Origin of the sequence: Bradyrhizobium sp. CCBAU 11430, from assembly GCF_028128855.1 — a bacterium.
Lineage (GTDB): Bacteria > Pseudomonadota > Alphaproteobacteria > Rhizobiales > Xanthobacteraceae > Bradyrhizobium > Bradyrhizobium ottawaense.
The window spans coordinates 49950-70263 of sequence record NZ_LBJV01000052.1 but is presented as its reverse complement, the minus strand read 5'-3'; the positions used below and the strand labels follow the sequence as shown (position 1 = coordinate 70263).

Genomic DNA, 20314 nt, shown 5'->3' with positions numbered 1-20314 from the left:
ATGCTCGATACCGTCAAGGCCAAATCGCAACCAGAGACCGCGACGCCGCATCCGCTTGATCCGCTGACGGCCGAGGAGATCACCGCCGCCTGCACGCTGGTGCGCGCCGACGTGACCTCACCCGAGAACTGCCGCTTCCCGACGGTCCGGTTGGAGGAGCCGACCAAGCATGAGCTGGCTGCAGGCGGCGTAGGGCGCCGCGCCTTCGCGTTGACGCTCGACGTCACCACGGGCGAGGCCATCGAGCATATCGTCGATCTCGGACGTGGCGAGATCGTCGGCCGCAAGGTCGTCCCGAACCGCGAGGCGCCCTACGGGCAGCCGCCGGTGATGCTGGAGGAGTTCTTCAAGTGCGAGGCCGTGGTGAAGGCCGATCCCGGATGGCGCGCGGCGATGGCTCGGCGCGGGCTCCCCGACAAGGACATCGAGCTGATCCAGGTCGATCCGTTTTCGTCGGGTTTCTTCGACAAGGAGTTCGAGCGCGGCGCCCGTATCGTGCGTGCCGTCAGCTATTTTCGCGAGCACCTTCAGGACAACGGCTATGCGCACCCGATCGAAGGCGTGGTCGCTGTCGTCGACCTGATCGGCGGCAAGGTCATCGACCTCACGGATGAGGATCCGATCGTGCCGATTCCGCGCAAGAAGCGGAACTACGGCGCGCATGAGATGACCAATCTGCGCACCGACATCAGGCCGCTGCACATCGAGCAACCCGAGGGCGCGAGCTTTCGCGTCGATGGCTGGAAGGTCGACTGGCAGAAATGGAGCTTTCGCATCGGCTTCACGCCGCGCGAGGGCCTCGTGCTGCATCAGCTCGCCTACCAGGACGGCGCGCGCAAGCGCTCCCTGATCCATCGCGCCAGCGTCACCGAGATGGTGGTGCCTTACGCCGATCCGACCGCGAACCATTTCTGGAAGTCGGCGTTCGATGCCGGCGAATACGGCCTCGGCATGCTTGCGAACGCGCTCGAGCTGGGCTGCGACTGTCTCGGCAACATCCGCTATTTCGACGTACCGGCGGCGGACAGCAAGGGCGAGCCCTTCGTCATGCAGAACGCCATCTGCATGCACGAGGAAGACTATGGGATCGCCTGGAAACACTATGAGTTCCGCAACGGCCTGTTCGAGGTCCGCCGCTCGCGGCGGCTCGTGATCTCGTTCTTCGCCACCGTCGGCAATTACGATTACGGCTTCTACTGGTATCTCTACCAGGACGGCACGATCCAGCTGGAGACCAAGCTCACCGGCATCATCCAGACCGCCGCGGTGCCATCAGGCGAGACGTACAAATGGGGCGGCATGGTTGACGACAATCTGGGCGGACCGACGCACCAGCACTTCTTCAACGTCCGCCTGCACATGGATCTCGACGGCGGCGGCAACACCGTCACCGAGCACGATTTCGTGCCGCGGCCCTGGGGTGACGACAATCCGCACGGCAATGTCTTCGACACCACGACGCGGGTGCTGTCGCGCGAGCATGACGCGGCGGGCATCGCCAATGGCCAAACCGGCCGGTTCTGGAAGATCAGCAATCCCAACGAGACCAACTCGGTCGGCAATGCTCCGGCCTACAAGCTCGTCGTCAATCCGAGCCCGCTGATGCTGGCGCAGGAGGGCAGTTACGTGCGCAAGCGCGGCGGCTTCGCCACCAAGCATGTCTGGGTGACTGCATTCGATCCGGCCGAGAAATACGCAAGCGGCGATTATCCCAACGTCCATGCCGGCGGCGATGGCCTGCCGCGTTATGCCGCGAAGGACCGCAATATCGAGAATGCCGATATCGTGGTGTGGCACTCTTTCGGCCACACCCATGTCTGCAAGCCCGAGGACTTTCCGATCATGCCGGTGGAATATGCCGGCTTCCTGCTGAAGCCGACCGGCTTTTTCGCCGCCAATGCGGCCGGCGACATCCCGCCGGACCGCAACAGTCGCAGCGTGCTGGCACACGAGAGCAACACGGCCGACGAATCCTGTTGCCGCGCCGGCAAGTCATAGAGTTCGATCGGGCTCGATCGGATTCTTCGGTAGCGCCGACCGGCGTGGTCATTGGCGATTCTCGCGCGGTAGCAAGCTGATCGTTTCCGACCATCGCCGAATGGTGAGGGAATGTTTCTGTCTAGAAGCATTCCAAACGTGTGGAGCACGACGGCTGCGTGGACCGTACGCGGCATCGGCATGAGCGCATTCGTCGCACGCGCCGCGCACGCCTCTGGAGAGATTCTAACTTCGTTCCTATCGCACTCCCAAACCGCCTGAGTTAGGGCGGGACACCAAAAACGATACCGGCAAAGCCGGCAGTGCGTGGGGCCTCGAAAGACGTGACCGACTACCAACTTTCTTCGCGTGAATGCGCGCGTCGTGGACAGATTCGGGTGCTGCTCCTCGGGGCGGTCAGTACATTCTCGCTCGTGGTTCCCTTTGGTTCCGTGGAGGCGCAGACACAGATTCCCGCTGTCACCGTCGATGCGCCGGTTGAGCGCGCCCGTCCTGCCGCGGTTGCTTCGTCGCGAAGAGCGGCAACACGCACCTCTCGCGCCAATCGTCGCTCATCTGCGCAACCAGCCGCGCCAACCCAGTCGGCCTCGTCGAACGGCGCGACGGGCGAACGTGCCAATGGCCCGGTGCGCGGTTTCGTCGCCACGCGAAGCGGCACGGCCACCAAGACCGATACACCGTTGATCGAAACCCCGCAGTCGGTCTCAGTCGTCACCACCGACCAGGTCAGGAACCAGGGCGCGGTCTCGATCGGCGAGGCGCTGCGCTACACCGCCGGTGTCAGCGGCGACGTCAATGGCGGCTCGGACACCCGCTTCGGCGCTCTCCAGATCCGCGGCTTCGACACGACCATGTCGGGTCTCTATGTCGACGGCCTGCGAATTCCCTCGAGCAACTACGTCCACTTCAACGGCCTCGATCCCTACGGGGCCGAGCGCCTGGAGGTGCTCAAAGGACCGTCCTCGGCGATGTATGGCGGCAGCGGCACCGGCGGCATCCTCAACTACGTGACCAAGCTGCCGACGGCGCAGCAGTTCGGCGAGGTCTCGATCTCCGGCGGCAGCTTCAACCGCTATCAGGGCCAGTTCGACATGGGCGGCGCCGCCAACAAGGAAGGCACGGTGCTGTGGCGCCTCACCGGCGTCGTCCGCGAGGGCCAGACCCAGGTCGACTTCACCAAGGACAACCGCGTCTTCATCGCCCCCGCCGTCACGTTCAAGCCGAACGAAGACACCACCATTACCTTGCTCGCCAACTATCAGAGGGACAGGGCAGGGTGGGGCCTTCAGTTCCTGCCGGCCTCGGGCACGGTGTGGCCGAACAACGGCCGCACCATTCCGGTCTCGTTCTTCGCGGGCGTGCCGAGCTTCAACGCGTTCAACACCGAGATCGCGACCGCCGGCTACCAGCTGTCGCACAATTTCACCGACAACATCACCTTCCGGCAGAACCTGCGTTACGCCTATCAGCACAACGAGGAAAAGACCTTCTACGGCACCGGATACACCGACGAGGCGGCGGGGCAGCTGGGGCGTTTCGGCAGCTACAGCAACTCCTACATCAACTCCTTCGCGGTGGATAACCAACTCCAGGGCAAGTTCAATACCGGCATCCTCAGCCACACCACCCTGGTCGGGCTCGACTATCGCAACACCACGTTTCGCGATACGGCCTTCGCCGTCACGACCTCGTCGCCGGAGATCAACGTCTTCAACCCGGTCTACAGCTACGACTGGGCCCTCGGCGGCATGTACGACAACAAGGGCATCAAGCAGTCGCAGGTCGGCCTCTATGCGCAGGACCAGATCAAGCTCGGCCGGCTCTCGTTCCAGCTCGGCGGCCGCCAGGACTTCGTGACGACGCAGCTCGATACCAATCTGCCCCCGACCGATACTTCAACCTCGAAGGACGCCTCGGCCTTCACCGGCCGCGCTGCCGTCATGTACAATTTCGACAACGGCATCGCGCCCTATTTCAGCTATTCCGAGTCGTTTCTGCCGCAGCTCGCGACCAGTCCGTCCGGACAGATGCTCGATCCCGAGACCGGCGTGCAGTACGAGGTGGGCGTCAAGTATCAACCGCTCGGCTGGAATGCGCTGTTCACCTTCGCCGCCTTCGACCTGACGCGTGACAACGTCGCTGTGTACGTGCCTGCAACCACCTTTTACGAGCAGATCGGGCAGGTGAAGTCGCGCGGTATCGAGCTCGAAGGCTCGATGTCGCTCGCCGACGGCTGGAACCTGCGGGCGGCCTACGCCTATATCGATGCCATGGTCACGCAGGATCCGGTCAATGTCGGCAAGGCGCCGGTCACCGTGCCGCTCAACCGCGCTTCGCTGTGGAGCGACTACACGCTCCAGAACGGCATGCTGGCGGGCTTGCAGTTCGGCGGCGGCGTTCGCTATGTCGGCGCGACCTGGGGCGATGATGCCAACACGTTCAAGGTGGGATCGGCGACCGTGCTGGATGCGCTTCTTGCCTATACCCGTGACAATTGGCGGCTGTCGCTGAACGTCACCAACCTTGCGGACACGCGCTATGTCGCGGCCTGCTACGGCCTTTCGGGCTGCATGTATGCCGAGGGACGGAAAGCCATCGGCAAGCTGACTTATCGCTGGTGAAATCGAAGACGGTCCGGCGATGGCGAGCCGGACCTGCTGGATGAGAGTGCAAGACGATGAGAGCGACATTCGGCAAGCTGCATCGCTGGGCGGGACTGCTCACGGCCGGATTCCTGTTCTTTTCCGGCATCACCGGCGCGATCATCTCCTGGGATCACGAGATCGACGACGTTCTGAACAGCCATCTGTTCGACGTCAGCAGCAAAGGCCCGGCGATCCCCTCGATCGAGCTCGCCAAGACGATCGAGCAGCGCGATCCCCGCGCGCGCGTCGTCTACCTCTTCATGACGCCGGAGCAGGGCCATTCGCTGTGGTTCTTCGTCATGCCGCGGATCGATCCGGCGACCGGCAAGCGCTACGCCCTCGACTACAATCAGGTCTTCCTCGATCCCAACACCGGCGCGGAGCTGGGCCGGCGCTATTGGGGCGCGGTCTGGCCCGTCACGCGGGAGAACTTCGTCTCGTTTCTCTACAAGCTGCACTACACGATGCACATCCCGGAGTTCTGGGGCAGCGACCGCTGGGGCATGCGCGTGCTCGGCGTGATCGCCATCATCTGGACCATCGATTGCTTCGTCGGCTTCTATCTGACGCTGCCCTCGCGCCGGCGCGCCAAGGCGGCGCGGGCGCCTGCCGTCACGCGCCAGCTCGACCGCGGCTTCTGGGCGCGCTGGGCGCCGGCCTGGACCATCAAGACCTCCGGCAGCGCCTACCGGATCAATTTCGACATCCACCGCGCCTTCAGTCTCTGGACCTGGGGCGTGCTGTTCGTCATCGCCTTCACGGCGTTCTCGCTGAACCTCTATTTCGAGGTGTTCTCGCCGCTGATGAAGATGGTCTCGAACTACACGCCGACACCCTATGAGCAGCGGCCTTATCGCGATCTCGACGATCCCATCGAGCCCAAGGTCACCTTCGCGGACATCGCCGCACGCGCCGCCGCCGACGGCAAGGCGCGGGGCTGGACGATCCCGGTGGGCTCGGTCAATTACGGCCCGGCCCATGGCGTCTATGCCGCCGCCTTCTTCCACCCCGGCGACGATCACGGCGCCGGCGGCGTCGGCCCGGCCCAGCTCTATTACGACAGCGAGGACGGCCGCCCGATCGGCGAGCGGCTGCCCTGGGTCGGTACTGCCGCCGACATCTTCGTCCAGGCGCAATTTCCGCTGCATTCGGGTCGCATCGTCGGACTGTTCGGCCGCATCCTGATCTCGATCATGGGGCTGGTGGTCGCCGCACTCTCGGTGACCGGCGTCGTGATCTGGTGGCGCAAGCGCCGCGCCCGCATCCGCGTCCGCGAGACCGCGGCGGTGCGTCTGACCCGGCAGCTGACGCCGGCGGAGTAGGGCGCCCGCAAGGTCGTTGCGGATGAACCTTCCCGCCTGCAGCGGGCACAAAGACTGGAGATCGCTCCCAGTCCGCGGACATCGAATGAAATCGCTTGCCTTGCTCTGCCTGCTTGTCCTGGCGACGCCCGTCCATGCGGCCACGCCCGAGCAGCACTATCTCGACCTGCGCGACCGCTACATCGCAAAATTCTCGAGTGCCAAGGAAAGCGATGAGATCTACAAGCAGCATGATGCGGCGCTCAAGGAGCTGGCGGGCGTGCTGCGCGGCCTGGTGGGACCGGTCACGATCAAGGGGCTCCCCGCAGACGGCAAGTCGAACGTCGACACGCTATTCAAGAGTGATATCGGGTTCGGCCATCTCGACGGGCTCGGCTTCGCTTCCGAAGGCGACAAGATGCAGGCCGTGGTGACCACCACGGGGTTGCTCACGCACTGGCTGCGCGAGCATCGCGAGGACGGCATGCCGCAGGACAGCGGCGCCGCGTTCAAGTCCGACCGCTTCTATTATCAGGCGATCCAGGACGCCGCCTTCGCCAAATATGCCGAGCTGCCGATCACAAAGCCCGCATCCGCGAGCGCTGCAGTCGCCGTGCTCGGCCTGCGCGGCAATGGCGGGCTCAAGGGAGCGCCGGATGAAATCGACGTCGTCGCGATCAAGGGCGATAAGGTCTACTTCCTCGCCACATCGGACGCGGTAAAGACCGCTGAAATTCCGGCCTGCGAGCGCGTGTGGAAACAGATGATGGCCAAACCCGTCAACAAGAAGGATCCGCGCGGCGACATGGCCCGCGAGGATCAGGCCATGGCCGCCTACACGACATGCTTCGCCAAGGAAGCGCCGAGCCAGAGCTGGTACGCAGCGGCCGTGAAGAAGGCGCAGAGCCAGTTGGAGCTGCTGCCGCTGCGGTAGCGCGCAGGTTAGGCCGACAATTCGACCGATCGGCCGGCCCCATCGATCAGATGCACGCGGTCGATGTCGACATGCGGCAAGAGCGATCGAATCTCATCTTCCGGCATCAGGCTGAACGCCGTCGACAATGCGTCCGCGGCGGTGGCGCTGCGGGACACAGTCGTCACGCTGCGGTAGCGGTGGGCGCAGCCGCCTGATCGGGGATCGAACAAATGGTTGAAGCGCGCCCTGGAATCGAACTGGCAGCCGTAGCCGCCCGAGGTGGACACGGCGCGGTCGACGATCGGCAGCACCGTCTTCGTGCGGCCCACGATGTCGGGATCGGCGATGCCGATCTCCCAGGGCAGTCCGTCCGGACGCGCGCCGATCGCGCGGGGTTCGCCCATGTCGACCAGGCTGCGCGAGATGCCGTGCGCCCGCAGCAGGTCGACCACCTTGTCCGAGACGTAGCCCTGCGCGATCCCGTTCAGGGTGACGGTCATGCCCTTGGGCATCACGATCCGGTCGCGGCTGATCGACAGCCGGCTGCTGCCGATGCGCGCGAGCGCGGTCTGGATCTCGGCTGCCGCAGGACCGGCCGGATCCGCGTCATCTCGCGCGAAATGGCTGGCGTAGAGATCCCACAGCGGCTGCACCGTGACATCGAACAGACCGCCCGTCAGCGTGGAATAGTGCTGCGAGGTCGCCAGCAGATCGACCATTTCGGCGGCGGGATCGATCAGGACACCGGTCCGGTTCAGCGCGACCAGGGTCGAATCGTTCAGGTAAAGGCTGAACAGCCGCTCGAGCCGCCGCGCCTCGGCACAGGCCAGCGAGATCAGCCGTTCCGCCCGGCTGCGGTCTTCGTCATGGATCTCCATCGTGGCAACCGCGCCCAGCATCGTGCCACGCCACGTCACCGGCGCGACCTCCGCACGAGCAGGATGTCCCGTGGACAGCGCGCCGAGGCCCGCTGCCGCCGCGCTGATCCGGATGAAGCGTCGGCGCGTCAGTGCTCGCGTCATGGCGTCCTCCTCGATCGTTCGGCCGGCGGGGCTTCGGCCGCTTCGCCGGCCGCAGCGGCGCCGGTGACATTCACCGACGTCAAGACATAGTCCCGGGGCACGTCGTCGAAGCCGACAATCCTGCCGCCGTTCTCTCCGATGAACTTCTCCGCCGCCGCGCGGTCCGAGAACGGAACGGCCTCGTCTCCGCCCATGCCACTTTTGACCCGGCTCTCGATCACGTACAGCGCCTTGCGCGCCTCAATCCAGTTGTCGGCGCCGGGCTTGTCCCAGTCCGGCGCCTTGCCCATGTCGGACACGTAGATCGCCTGAATGTCCTTGGGCTCGTCCGGCAGCATGGTGAAGGCGATTGTGTCCCGCACCGACGAGAACCACACGGGCTCCATCAGGCTCGCGGCGAAGATATGGCCCTTCGGTCCCGGGTGCTCGAGCACGTTCATGCCGCAGTAATGGCCGATGTCTTCCGCGGTCATCCGATGCGGCGGCGGAATCTTCGCGGCCTGCTTCTCGTTGCAGCCCGCGAGTGCGAGCGGCACGAGCAAGGCGAAGAGGATCGTTCGGCGCCTCATAGCTCCCTCCGCGAGAAAGCGAGCGCGGCCAGCCCCAGCGGCAGCAGCGTCCAGCAGAGCAGGGCGGTCAGAAGAACCGGTATCGTCAGGGACGTGGTTTGGGCAAGGCCAGCCATGCCGGCGAAGGTGCTGACATTGGCGAATCCGGTCAGGTTGATGAGCCGGTAGGCGTCGGTCGGATTCGACAGCAGCAGGGCGTTGAGCACACTCGCCGAGATGCTGCGTCCCTGATCGAGCGCAAGCACGCCCAGCAGCGCCATGTCGTAGATCAGCACCAGCAGCAGCCACAATCCGATGCAGATGCCGGCCGCCGTTCCACGGTCGCGCACGAGCGCGCTGACCAGATATCCGATGGCGACGAAAGCGGCGCCAAGCAGCACCGAGGAGCCCACCATCGCCGCGAACGCGAGAAAGCTATCGCTATCGATCTGGCTGCCCGTCGCCGCCAGCGCTCCGACCGCCGCGCCGTAGCCGAGGCAGGTCGCAAACGCGAGAACGGCGAGGTGGCCCAAGAACTTGCCGAGCAGCACCTGCCATCGTGCGACCGGATAGCTCAGCAGCAACAGCATCGTCCCCCGTTCCATCTCGCCGACGATGGCGTCATGGGAGATCAGAAGCGCGATGAGCGGAACGAGAAAGATCGTCAGGCTCGACAGGCTGACGACGACCACGTCCAGGGTGCGAACGCCGACGTTCCCGGTCGGTGCGCTACCGAGAAAGGTCAGTGACAGCGCAAGCCCGGCGAGCAGGAGCGTTGCGGCAAGCACCCAGCGATTGCGGATGGCCTGGTGGACTTCCTTGGCGGCGATGATCAGGACATTCATGGCGCCTGCTCCGATTGCCGGAGGAAATGAGCATAGAGCTCGTCGAGGGTGGGCGGGACCACGTCGACGTCCTCGACGGAATTGCCGGCGGCCGTCGCACGATGCAGAAGCTCGATCTTCCGCTCCGGCGCAGCGTCGATCTCGACGATGTGGCCGTTCAAACGACGGCAGGCCACGTCCTTGGGCGCCCAGGGCGGCATCTCGCTCGGGGCAAGGCCGGCCACCTTGAGGCGGATCCTGGTGGGCAGGCGGGCGAGGCGACGCAGCTCGTCGATCGATCCGTCCGCGACCTTGATGCCGCGGTTCATGATGATGACCCGGCCGGCGCGCTCCTCGAGCTCGGTCAGCGCATGCGACGACAGCAGCACGGTCGCGCCCGCAGCGGAGAGCCGGGCGATGATGTCGTAGAAGGTCTGGCGCAGCTCCGGATCGAGACCGGTGGTCGGCTCGTCCAGCAGCAGCACGCGCGGCTCGCCAAGCAGCGCCTGCGCGAGCCCCAGCCGCTGTCGCATGCCCTTGGAGTAGGTGCCAACCCGGCGGCGGCTGGCGGCTCCGAGACCCACGGCGTCGAGCAGCTCCAGCGACTTTGCGACCGGCTCTCGTTTCAGCCTGGCATAGAAGGCCTGCGTCTCGCGGCCGGTGAGGGCGGGGTCGAAGGAGACGTTTTCCGGCAGGTAGCCGAGCTGTCGTCGGCCGGCGAATTCGCCTGCGGCGGGATTGTCTCCGAGAACCTCAATGGCGCCGCTGGTCGGCCGGATCAACCCGAGCATGAGCTTCATGAGCGTGGTCTTGCCGGCGCCGTTGTGCCCGATCAAGGCGACCAGCTCGCCCTGGCCAAGCGTGAACGACGCACCGCGCACGGCCTCGACCCGGCCATACGCCTTGGTGACATCGCTGACGCGTACCGTGCTGGTCATCGTGTTTCCTTCGCCGAGGTCCGCGGCGGCGACACCAGCGGATGGCTGTCGACCACGCCGCCCGGCAGCAGCGCTGGAAACTGTGCCTGCGCCCAGCGGATCACCTGGACGGCAGGGCTGTTGATCAGAACCTTCGCAGCCGGCGCCGTCCACAGCACGCGATCGATGAGGTCGTTCGGCCGGTACGCCGTGTCGGCGATACCGTCGCCGTTGAGGTCGAATGCCGGATTATCGCTCCAGTAATTGCCGCGCCCCCCGGTCGACCAGTCGAGGTGCCGGGTGCCGACATATTTCACCTGGTTGGCGTTGCCGACGAAGGCGTTGCCCGTGATTTCGTTGCCTTCGGAGCCGGCCGTGAAGTGCACGCCGATGGCACAGCGTTCGAACCAGTTGTTGCGGAATTTGTTGTGATTGGTGTTGTAGATGAACACGCATTTCTCCGGGCCGCTCTTGAGAGTGGTCTCCCGTGCCTGCTGCGGAAGCATGCCTCTCTCGTCGGCGGGACCTTCCTCCGCACTCTGTGTCATCGAGCCGAGCGGGCCGCCCGTGACCCGGTTGTCCTCGATCTGGGCATAGTTCGCGTAGTTGAAGAGCATCCCATGGTCGCGGTCGTGATCGGAGGAGTTGCCGCGGATCACCAGACGGTTCGAATACATGATGGCGTAGCCGACGTGGTTGCCGATCGAGACGTTGCCGCTGACTTCGCTGTCGTTGGTGTACATGTAATGGACGGCGAAGCGGACCTGCTCGAAGCGGTTGTCGATGAAGCGGTCCTTTCGGCTCGAAATCGTGAAGATGCCGTCGCGGCCGTAGCGGAACGTGTTGCCGGCGATGGTGACGTCGGGCGCATTCCACAGCGAGACACCGTTGCCAGCCTCGCTGAGACGCCCGCCACGCAGTCCCTCGATCTCGTTGCGGACGACGCGCGAACCCTGGGCGCCATGCACATAGACACCGAACAGGTTTTCCACCAGCCGGTTGTCCTCGATCTTGGCGCGCTCTGCCGTCTTCTGCAGGAATATCCCGGAATTCATCTCCTGCAGGTCGCGGCCGGATGCCCGGATGGTCACACCGCGGATCGTGACGTCGGGAGCGGTGACGGTGATGACGTTGCCGGAGCCGTCGCCGTCGAGCACCGCGCCACGGCTCCCAACCAGCTCCAGGGGACGGTCGATCCGGATCGAACCGTGATATTCCCCGGGGGAAAGTTCGACGACGTCGCCGGCGCGCGCGCCATCCAGCAGCGCCTGAAGCGGCTGCCCCGGCGCAGCCGTCAACGTCTCCGCATCGGCGAAGCCGGACAATCCGGCGGCGACCAGCGCCGCCGGAAACATGCGTAAGAGAAGACCCACGAGGTCGCTCCAATCAGACCGACGTCAAACCGACTTGGGTTCGACGAACATCCGGCCCTTCATCTCCATATGCATGGCGTGGCAGAACCAGGAGCAGTAGTACCAGTAGACTCCCGGCTTGTCGGCCGTGAAAGTCACCGACGAGGTGGCCATCGGGCCGATCTCCATGTTGATGCCGTAGTTGACGATGCAGAAGCCGTGCGTCAGGTCCTCGACCGCGTCGATATTGGTGATGAAGACGGTGACCTCATCGCCTTGCTTGACCTGGAACTGATCGAGGCCATAGGCGGGCGCGGTGGACGTCATGTAGACGCGCACCTTGTTGCCGTCGCGAATGATCTTCGAATCCGCCTCCAGATTGATGCCGTCCGCCTTGGCCTGCTTGACCGCATCGGCGAACATCGGATCCGCGCGATCGTAGATCGAGATCGGGTTGATCTTCGAGCGGTGGACGATGGTCGCGTCATGCGGCTCGGCGAAGCTCGGGCCGTCGTGCACCAGCTTCATCTGATCGCCCGAAATGTCGATCAGCTGATCATTCTCGGGCTTGAGCGGTCCGACGTTCAGGAAGCGATCCTTCGAGAACTTGTTCAGCGAGATCAGCCACTTTCCATCGGCCTCCTTGGTCTGGCCCATCGAGGAATGGTTGTGACCCGGCTGGTAGTGCACGTCGAGCTTCTGGATGATGGGATTGACCTTCTCACCCTTGAAAGCCCGCTTGGCGAGGTCGATGCTCCACTTGCAGACCTGGCTGTCGAGGAACAGCGTCGTGTAGGCGTTACCCTTGCCGTCATAGGCAGTATGCAACGGTCCGAGTCCCAGCTCGGGCTCCGCGACGACGACGTCGCGCGGCTTGATCTTGTCGTCGAACAGATCGTCGAATTTGCGCACGTCCATCACGGTCACGGTCGGCGAGAGCTTTCCGGCCGCCACGATGTGGATTCCGTCGGGCGCCGTGTTCATGCCGTGCGGATTATTCGAGACCGGAATGTAGCGGGTGTAAGCCGAGCCCTTGCGGCCGTCGATGACGGGCACGCCGTTCATTTCCTTGAAGTCGCCCTTCTTTACGGCCTCTTCGATCCGCTTGATGTTGAAGATGACGACCCAGTCCTGCTCGCTGGCGGTCATTTCGGCGAGCGTGACGCCTTCCTCGCCGTTGTAACAGGTCGCGAAGCAGTACTTGCCCTGGTAGTCGGCGTCGACATTGTCGAGATTTCCGCTGACGATCACCTGCCAGGCCACCTTCATCGTTTCGCCGTCGATCGCGCTGAAGATGGAGTGATACTGCTTGGGATCGTCGAGGACCTTGCCGTCATTGGGCAACGGCACGCCATCCTCGCCGTTGGCGAACACATAGCCCGTGCGCGGATATTTCTGCAGACGCAGACCGTGGACCGTGTGCTGGTTCGGCAGTTCGACGATCTTGTCGCATTTCATGATGTCGAGCCGCACCCGCGCGACGCGGCTGTTGGCCTTGTCGTTCATGTAGGCATAGCGACCGTCATAGGTGCCGTCCGTGAACGAAATATGGGGGTGGTGGAGATCGCCGTTCATGAACGTGCCGCCGCGGTTCTTGAGGAATTCGCGGGTGGCGGGCTGCATGCCTTCGGTCAGAACCTTGAGGCTTTCATTGGTCTGGCCCCAGCCGGTCGCACTGCAGCGGTTGAACACCGGAACACGCATCAATTCGCGCATCGAAGGAAGGCCGATGATGCGCATCTCGCCGGACTGGCCGCTCGAGAAGAACACGTAGTATTCGTCGAGCTCTCCCGGCGCGACCTCGGTCTTCTGCACCGCCGGCCTTGCCGCCGGCGCTTTCGGAGCTGCGTTCTTGGTCTGCGCGTCGGCAGACGAGACGAAGCCGCCGTCCTTCAGCGCCACTCCGCCCGCAAGGCCTACGCCCGCCGCAGCCGCCGTCGTTCCGAGCACTGCTCGCCGGCTAACGCCCTTTGCCTGTTCGTTCTCGCTCATGATTGCCTCCTCGGCTTTCGGTTCAGTTTGGTGGTGGAGTTGCGACGGGTGACGCCACGACAGGCTTGCCGCCGGCGGTGATGACGGTCGCGGGACCCTTGCCGCCTGAGCGCATCGCGGGCGAGGACATCGCCGCGAATTTCTCGCGCTTGAGCCGCACCTGGATCATGTGCGGGCAGCGGTGATCGTCGTAATAGAGTTCCTGGCAATGCATGCAGTAGATGCACTCATTGACGTTGATGTGACCCTCGGGATGGATCGACTGCACCGGGCATTCCTTGGCGCAGCGTTGGCAGGGTGACCCGCATTCTTCCCAGCGGCGGAGCCATTCGAAGGTTCGGATGCGGCCGGGGATCGCGAGCGCGGCGCCGAGCGGGCAGAGGTAGCGGCAGAAGAAGCGTTCGATGAAGAGTCCGATGACGAGCAGGGCGACTGCGTAGGCCACGAACGGCCAGCTTCGCGAAAACTTCAGGATGATCGCGGTCTTGAACGGTTCGACCTCGGCGAACCGCTCGGCCATGTCGACCGAATAGAGCGACAGGCCGAACAGACCGAGGAAGATGATGTACTTGATCGGCCATAGCCGTTCGTGCAGCCCCCACGGCACCGTTATCTGCGGCACCTTCAGCCATTTCGCGGCCGTGTTGGTGAGCTCCTGCAGTGCGCCGAAGGGACACAGCCAGCCGCAGAACGGGCCGCGCCCCCAGAACAGAAGCCCGCCGGCCGTTGCAGCCCACAGAATGAAGATCAGCGGCGCGGCGAGGAAGAACTCCCAGCGGAAGCCCGTCACCAGCGCATTGGTAAAGGTGACCACGTTGACGACGGAGAGCTGCGCGTTTGCGTACCAGCCGAGCCAGACCAGAACGAGGGCGAGATACCCCCGCCGCACCCAGGTGTAGAACACCGGGCGGCGCACGAGCAGATTCTGGAAGAAGAAGATACCGGTGAGGGTGGCCAGCATGAACGCGGTGATGCCGATCGAGACGGTGCTCGACCGCCAGATCCGCATCCACAACGGCTCGTCTGCATCCGGGGGCGGGGGGGCCGCAGCGGTGGCCTGCTGCGAGGCCGGAGGCGCCGCGCTCTCCGGTACCGTCACCGCACGCTGCTCGCGGCGTATATAACCGTCGGGCAGGGTGTAGCCGAGATCGAAAGTCAGGAACGCCTTGTCGCGGCCGCCGAGGCTGCGTTGTACCAGCAGTTGAAGCTGCCACGGCTGCGTCGGATCCAGGGTGAACTCAGGCGGGGTGACGAACAGGCCGATTTCCCTGAACTCGGGCGCGCCGACCGCGTCCAGTGCGCCAAGACGGGTGTGGTTGCGGTCGCGGAAGCGGGTGCTGTTGCCGTCCTGCAGGATTTCGATGCGGTCGAAGATGCCGCCGCGGACATAGGCCGACCCCTTGAAGGAGTAGGGGCCGTTGCCGGCGACGACGATGGCCTGCTGCCCCGGCTTCAGGCTGTCCTTCAGCCGCTGATAGCCGTCCTCGCCGAGCAGGCTGCGGCCGATCGTGGGCGCGGTCACGAGCGCCACGTAGAGCTCGATGAAGGTATCGCTCGCTTCACCCGGTTCGGGATACTGGCCCGCCGCGGCGCTGCCGGACTTCGCAAAGGCGTCGTTGATGTCGCCGATGCCGAGATGAAGCCGGCGTACCGAGCCATCGCCGACGAGGCTCTCCCAGTCGCGCACGTCACTGCGCGCGAGATCGAGCGTCTTGACGACGGGGGGAAGGGCTGCCGAAGCCGCCGCGCCGTCGCCGCCACCGACGCGACCGCTGCGAATGAGCTTGGATGCCGCACGGACGACACTGTCGCCCATTACCAGTACGGTAACGGTCGCGCCGCTCACGATGTCGACCTGCGGCGGCTTCTCGGCACCACTTGCGACCGGCTTCATGTCCTTGCCGATCAGGGCGTTCATGGCGGCGACGATGCGGGCCTCGGGAATGCCGACCAGCACGATCGGCTCCTTGTGATCGACGAGCTTGATTCCGGTGATGACGCCTTTCGGATCGATCCCGGCCAGCAAGTGAATCGGCTTGCCCGAGTACCCGACGGAGTTCGCGAAATCGGAGTTGAGGAAGATGAATCCCTGGAGCTGGTCGCCGCGGTACACTGGTACGATGGGCGGATCGCCTTGCGGCGGGCCGAAACGGTCCGCATTCGGGAAAAATTCCGCAGGCGTAATCTTCGGCAGGTATGTTGGTAAGTCACCGGCGGCGCATGCGGGCGAAATATAAGTCAGACACATCAGCAGCAAGCCTGCGAGCGCTAGCGCTGCACGCCTTGCGAAGGCGGTATCGTCATCCGGTCGCTTCAACATATCGATACAAATGCGATTTGCGCGACGGACAGAGGCGCGCGTGCCTTGATATCTTCTTCGATGATTTGTCGCCGCTGATATGCAACACTCATCGCGCGCGACTGACTCTGTCAACCCCGCTCTTGAGATTTGTGCGTGCGCGGAACCGGTTCAGAAATCTGCATGTGGAGTCCTTGGTATGCCATTCCTACGCACATCATTGCTCAGTGCTGAGCCCGCAGGTGTATTGGAGTCTCTCGACGAGCTCTTTGCGCTAGCGCATGCAATGGAGCAGGAAGCCGCCAACAGGTACGAATCTCTCGCACAAGACATGCGCGGGCAGGGCAAGGCTGATCTCGCCGAGGTATTCACTAAGCTCGCGGCCGCCGAGCGCGAGCACGTGGACAGCGTCACGCAGTGGTCGCAATCGCGCCGCGGCAAGAGCCCGGATCCCGCTTTGGTGCGTTGGGAAGCGCCGGAAGCGCTTGCCCCGGAAGCTGCCGCCGAAGTCAAGACATCGCGGCTGATGACACCGTACCGCGCGCTCGCCATGGCGGTCCGCAACGAAGAGCGAGCCTTCGCATTCTGGTCCTATCTCGCCGCCTATTCCAAGGACCCTGACATCAAGAGAGCATCCGAGGCGATGGCCAGGGAAGAGCTCGGCCATGTCGCGACGCTGCGGAAGGAGAGGCGCCGCGCCTATCATCACGAACACGAACGGAGCAGCGCCGACGCATCGACACCTCGGCCGCCACAAATCGATGCGCGGCGGCTCGAGCTTCGCCTGATTGCTCAACTTGGCGATATCGAACGGCGCCTGAGCGGGCCGGCCGCGGTCCGGACACGGGACATGCGCCAACAGACGATCGCGATGGCCGACGCCGCCGCGGGCCTCGGCAGCTTTCCGGCCTCCATGGAACGAAAGGATCCACTGGAGATCGCCGAAGCCCTGGTCGACGGCTACCTCGACGGCGCCGAGCGGTCGAGCGACGCAGCCCACCTCGAAAGCCTGCAGCACCTGGCCGAGCGCGCGATCTCGAGACTGGCCTGGCTGCGATCGCTTGCGGCGGAGTGACGCGCTTACGGCAACAATCAGAGCTGCCGCACTTCAGAGCCGCATGGCCGCTCGGCCGGGGCAGTGGCCGCAGGTCCTTCGGCGGGGAGCAGACACCAGGTGTGGCGATAGGCGCTCAGCTCAGGCGAGATCTGACTGGCAGGCCGCGTACGGCCATAGCCCAATCCGTAATTCGCATAAGGTATATTATGGAATATCTTTATGTGCAATTAGATCAATTGTTTAGGCGGAATTCCTGTCATCACACCTTCGCCCTCACGCGATTTTCGGTCCGGGCCTCGACGCTGCCCCGGTTCTCGACGGCTCCTGTGCACGGGGTTGTTTTTCAGATTTTGAATCCGGCCCATCTCTGCGAAAGCCGATATTGCCGGGACCTTGTCCGGCTGCAATAAGCGAGGCCTCGCGAGATCGCAGATGACCTTCAGGCCCTCCGTCCGTATAGGTTTGCGTCTCAGAACAACAACAAACTTCCGAGGAAGCAGACCCATGAGTTTTTCCCGACGCACGCTTCTCAAGGCCTCCGCCGCGACCGCGGTCCTGGGCGGCATCGGTGCGCCCCATGTGGCCCGCGCCCAGAGCGCCGAGTTCACCTACAAATACGCCAATAACCTGCCGGACACCCATCCGCTGAACGTACGCGCCAAGGAGATGGCGGCGGCGATCAAGACCGAGACCAACGGCAAGTTCGACCTCCAGATCTTCCCGAACAACCAGCTCGGGTCCGACACCGACATGCTGAGCCAGATCCGCTCCGGCGGCGTCGAGTTCTTCACGCTATCGGGCCTGATCCTGTCGACCCTGGTGCCGGCGGCCTCCATCAACGGCATCGGCTTCGCGTTCCCGGACTACGACACGGTCTGGAAGGCCATGGACGGCGACCTCGGCGCCCATGTCCGCGGCGAGATCAAGAAGGCCGGCCTCGAGGTCATGGACAAGATCTGGGACAACGGCTTCCGCCAGACCACCTCGTCGAGCAAGCCGATCACCGGCCCTGATGACCTCAAGAGCTTCAAGATCCGCGTGCCGGTGTCGCCGCTGTGGACCTCGATGTTCAAGGCGTTCGACGCGGCGCCCGCCTCGATCAATTTCAGTGAGGTCTATTCGGCGCTCCAGACCAAGATCGTCGAAGGCCAGGAGAACCCGCTGGCGATCATCTCCACTGCCAAGCTCTACGAGGTGCAGAAGTACTGCTCGCTGACCAACCACATGTGGGACGGCTTCTGGTTCCTGGCCAACCGCCGCGCCTGGGAGAAGCTGCCGCAGGACGTGCGCACCGTCGTCGCCAAGAACATCAACGCCGCTGCCGTCAAGGAGCGCGAGGACACCGCCAAGCTCAATGCCAATCTGCAGCAGGAGCTCGCGGCCAAGGGCCTGACCTTCAATCAGCCCACGGTGGCGCCGTTCCGCGACAAGCTGCGGACCGCCGGCTTCTATGCCGAGTGGAAGGGCAAGTATGGCGATCAGGCCTGGGACCTCCTGGAAAAGGCCGTCGGCAAGCTGTCGTAACGCGTTGGGGCCATCATGGCTCATGTCGAGGTCGAGGTGACCGCAGTGGTGGGCGAGGCGGCGTTTCAGTCCCCTCGCCGACCTTCCGTGCTGGCTTCGGTCGAGCGCATGCTCGGTCTCGTCGTCGAAATCCCGGCGGCGATCCTGGTCGTCGCCGAGATCGTGATCCTGTTTGCAGGCGTAGTCGCGCGCTACGGCCTGCACCGGCCGCTGATCTGGTCGGACGAGCTCGCCTCGATCCTGTTCCTGTGGCTCGCCATGCTGGGCGCAGCGGTGGCGTTCCGCCGCTCCGAGCACATGCGTATGACCGCGATCGTCGCCAGCGCCAAGCCTGCCATGCGGGCCTATCTGGATCTGGTCGCGACCTCGGCGGCGCTGGCGTTCCTGGTCCTGATCGTCTGGCCGGCCTGCGACTACGCCTACGAAGAGAGCTACATCACGACGCCGGCGCTGCAGATCTCCAATATGTGGCGCGCCGCCGCGCTGCCGGCCGGCATCGGGCTGATGGCGGCCTTTGCCTTGTTGCGGCTGCTGCGCGCGGCCGATTACCGGATGGTCGCAGCTGCCGTCGTCAGCGTTGCCGTGATCACCGGCCTGTTCTGGCTGGCGGAGCCGTTGCTGCGGCCGCTCGGCAATCTCAACCTCATCATCTTCTTCGTCGGCGTCGCCGGCTTCTGCGTCTTTGCCGGCGTTCCCATTGCGTTCGGCTTCGGCCTTGCGATCTTCGGCTATCTCGCGCTGACCACGCGCACGCCAGTCATGGTGCTGGTCGGGCGGATGGACGAGGGCATGAGCCACCTCATCCTGCTCTCGGTGCCGCTGTTCGTGTTCCTGGGGCTCCTGATCGAGATGACCGGCATGGCGCGGGCCATGGTGGCGTTCCTGGCGAGCCTGCTCGGCCATGTCCGCGGCGGCCTGCATTACGTGCTGGTCGGCGCCATGTACCTGGTCTCTGGCATATCAGGCGCCAAGGCCGCGGACATGGCGGCCGTTGCGCCCGTGCTGTTTCCGGAGATGAAACAACGCGGCGCCAAGCCCGGCGATCTCGTCGCGCTTCTGGCGGCGACCGGAGCGCAAACCGAAACCATTCCACCGAGCCTCGTGCTGATCACGATCGGCTCGGTGACGGGCGTCTCGATCGCCGCCCTGTTCACCGGCGGCCTGCTGCCCGGCGTCGTGCTCGCGATCACGCTCTGCATGCTGGTGTGGTGGCGCTACCGCCACGAGGACATGAGCCATGTCCGACGCGCCAGCGGTGGCGAGATCGGCAAGACGTTCTTCGTCGCCCTGCCCGCGCTGGCGCTGCCCTTCGTGATCCGCTACGCCGTGGTCGAGGGCATCGCGACCGCGACCGAAGTCTCCACCATCGGCATCGTCTATGGCGCCCTGGTCGGCCTCCTCATCTACCGCCGGTTCGACTGGTCGCGGCTGTTTCCGATGCTGGTCGAGACCGCGGCGCTGTCGGGCGCCATCCTGCTGATCATCGGCACGGCGACAGGTATGGCCTGGGGCCTGACCCAATCAGGCTTCTCGCGCTCGCTGGCGGCGGCCATGACCGGATTGCCCGGGGGAGCGGCGACCTTCATCGCCGTGTCGATCCTGGCCTTCACCATCCTCGGCAGCGTGCTGGAGGGCATCCCGGCGATCGTGCTGTTCGGGCCGCTGCTGTTTCCGATCGCCCGGGCCGTCGGCGTGCACGAGGTGCACTACGCCATGGTGATCATTCTCGCCATGGGCATCGGACTATTCGCCCCGCCCTTCGGTGTCGGCTATTATGCCGCCTGCGCCATCGGACGCGTCGATCCGGCCGAAGGCATCCGCCCGATCTGGGGCTATCTGCTGGCGCTGCTGGTGGGATTGATCATCGTCGCGATCTTCCCGTGGATCTCGATCGGATTCCTTTGAGGCGTTTGACGGAG

The 20314-nt window shown here is 64.5% G+C and carries 14 protein-coding genes; 7 read left to right on the top strand and 7 right to left on the bottom strand.

Going from position 1 to position 20314, the window contains the following annotated elements:
• From XI04_RS14845 to XI04_RS14830, 4 genes are all read left to right on the top strand, one after another.
• Entirely contained in the window at window positions 1–1998 is a 1998-nt protein-coding gene (locus tag XI04_RS14845) for a primary-amine oxidase (protein WP_271610053.1), read from the top strand.
• Between the two features lie 626 nt (window positions 1999–2624).
• The gene (locus tag XI04_RS14840) at window positions 2625–4619 is read left to right on the top strand and encodes a TonB-dependent siderophore receptor (RefSeq protein ID WP_271610052.1); all 1995 of its coding nucleotides are present in this window, start codon (window positions 2625–2627) and stop codon (window positions 4617–4619) included.
• Between the two features lie 56 nt (window positions 4620–4675).
• A complete protein-coding gene (gene fsrB, locus XI04_RS14835; RefSeq protein WP_028144654.1) occupies window positions 4676–5965 on the top strand; it encodes a siderophore utilization protein FsrB in 1290 nt (429 codons plus the stop codon).
• Window positions 5966–6050: 85 nt separating this feature from the next.
• Window positions 6051–6878, top strand: a complete 828-nt coding sequence (locus XI04_RS14830) for a hypothetical protein (protein WP_028144653.1) — start codon at window positions 6051–6053, stop codon at window positions 6876–6878.
• A gap of 8 nt (window positions 6879–6886) precedes the next feature.
• Here the strand turns inward: XI04_RS14830 and XI04_RS14825 are convergent, their stop codons facing one another.
• The 7 genes from XI04_RS14825 to XI04_RS14795 are packed head-to-tail and all read right to left on the bottom strand — an operon-like array spanning window position 6887 to window position 15763.
• Window positions 6887–7882 (bottom strand): FAD:protein FMN transferase, encoded by a 996-nt coding sequence (locus XI04_RS14825; protein ID WP_028144652.1) that lies wholly within the window; start codon window positions 7880–7882, stop codon window positions 6887–6889.
• Window positions 7879–8451 (bottom strand): nitrous oxide reductase accessory protein NosL, encoded by a 573-nt coding sequence (locus XI04_RS14820; protein WP_028144651.1) that lies wholly within the window; start codon window positions 8449–8451, stop codon window positions 7879–7881. The genes XI04_RS14825 and XI04_RS14820 overlap by 4 nt, the downstream gene beginning before the upstream one ends.
• A complete protein-coding gene (locus tag XI04_RS14815) occupies window positions 8448–9275 on the bottom strand; it encodes an ABC transporter permease (RefSeq protein ID WP_028144650.1) in 828 nt (275 codons plus the stop codon). Before XI04_RS14815 ends, XI04_RS14820 begins: the two co-directional genes overlap by 4 nt.
• The gene (locus XI04_RS14810; protein ID WP_028144649.1) at window positions 9272–10192 is read right to left on the bottom strand and encodes an ABC transporter ATP-binding protein; all 921 of its coding nucleotides are present in this window, start codon (window positions 10190–10192) and stop codon (window positions 9272–9274) included. Before XI04_RS14810 ends, XI04_RS14815 begins: the two co-directional genes overlap by 4 nt.
• Window positions 10189–11544: a nitrous oxide reductase family maturation protein NosD gene (locus XI04_RS14805; RefSeq protein ID WP_271623719.1), complete on the bottom strand. Its 1356-nt coding sequence runs from the start codon at window positions 11542–11544 to the stop codon at window positions 10189–10191. The genes XI04_RS14810 and XI04_RS14805 overlap by 4 nt, the downstream gene beginning before the upstream one ends.
• 24 nt (window positions 11545–11568) lie before the next feature.
• A complete protein-coding gene (gene nosZ / locus XI04_RS14800) occupies window positions 11569–13515 on the bottom strand; it encodes a TAT-dependent nitrous-oxide reductase (protein WP_038974086.1) in 1947 nt (648 codons plus the stop codon).
• Between the two features lie 22 nt (window positions 13516–13537).
• Window positions 13538–15763 carry a NosR/NirI family protein gene (locus XI04_RS14795; RefSeq protein WP_038970334.1) on the bottom strand — a complete coding sequence of 742 codons (2226 nt, stop codon included), beginning with the start codon at window positions 15761–15763 and terminating at the stop codon, window positions 13538–13540.
• A gap of 250 nt (window positions 15764–16013) precedes the next feature.
• Here XI04_RS14795 and XI04_RS14790 point away from each other — a divergent pair, with 250 nt between their 5' ends.
• The 3 genes from XI04_RS14790 (at window position 16014) to XI04_RS14780 (ending at window position 20300) form a co-directional block, all read left to right on the top strand.
• On the top strand, window positions 16014–16889 hold the full coding sequence (locus XI04_RS14790; protein ID WP_271610061.1) for a ferritin-like domain-containing protein: 876 nt from the start codon (window positions 16014–16016) through the stop codon (window positions 16887–16889).
• Between the two features lie 486 nt (window positions 16890–17375).
• Window positions 17376–18395: a TRAP transporter substrate-binding protein gene (locus XI04_RS14785; protein ID WP_028144644.1), complete on the top strand. Its 1020-nt coding sequence runs from the start codon at window positions 17376–17378 to the stop codon at window positions 18393–18395.
• Between the two features lie 15 nt (window positions 18396–18410).
• Entirely contained in the window at window positions 18411–20300 is a 1890-nt protein-coding gene (locus XI04_RS14780; protein ID WP_028144643.1) for a TRAP transporter large permease, read from the top strand.
• The last annotated feature ends 14 nt before the right edge of the window (window positions 20301–20314 follow it).

Bases quoted from the DNA above. Each gene is read 5' to 3' on its own strand.
- XI04_RS14845 (WP_271610053.1), top strand. From the start codon at position 1: ATGCTCGATACCGTCAAGGCCAAATCGCAACCAGAGACCGCGACGCCG.
- fsrB (WP_028144654.1), top strand. From the start codon at position 4,676: ATGAGAGCGACATTCGGCAAGCTGCATCGCTGGGCGGGACTGCTCACG.
- XI04_RS14830 (WP_028144653.1), top strand. From the start codon at position 6,051: ATGAAATCGCTTGCCTTGCTCTGCCTGCTTGTCCTGGCGACGCCCGTC.
- XI04_RS14825 (WP_028144652.1), bottom strand. From the start codon at position 7,882: ATGACGCGAGCACTGACGCGCCGACGCTTCATCCGGATCAGCGCGGCG.
- XI04_RS14820 (WP_028144651.1), bottom strand. From the start codon at position 8,451: ATGAGGCGCCGAACGATCCTCTTCGCCTTGCTCGTGCCGCTCGCACTC.
- XI04_RS14815 (WP_028144650.1), bottom strand. From the start codon at position 9,275: ATGAATGTCCTGATCATCGCCGCCAAGGAAGTCCACCAGGCCATCCGC.
- XI04_RS14810 (WP_028144649.1), bottom strand. From the start codon at position 10,192: ATGACCAGCACGGTACGCGTCAGCGATGTCACCAAGGCGTATGGCCGG.
- nosZ (WP_038974086.1), bottom strand. From the start codon at position 13,515: ATGAGCGAGAACGAACAGGCAAAGGGCGTTAGCCGGCGAGCAGTGCTC.
- XI04_RS14795 (WP_038970334.1), bottom strand. From the start codon at position 15,763: ATGTGTCTGACTTATATTTCGCCCGCATGCGCCGCCGGTGACTTACCA.
- XI04_RS14790 (WP_271610061.1), top strand. From the start codon at position 16,014: ATGCCATTCCTACGCACATCATTGCTCAGTGCTGAGCCCGCAGGTGTA.
- XI04_RS14785 (WP_028144644.1), top strand. From the start codon at position 17,376: ATGAGTTTTTCCCGACGCACGCTTCTCAAGGCCTCCGCCGCGACCGCG.
- XI04_RS14780 (WP_028144643.1), top strand. From the start codon at position 18,411: ATGGCTCATGTCGAGGTCGAGGTGACCGCAGTGGTGGGCGAGGCGGCG.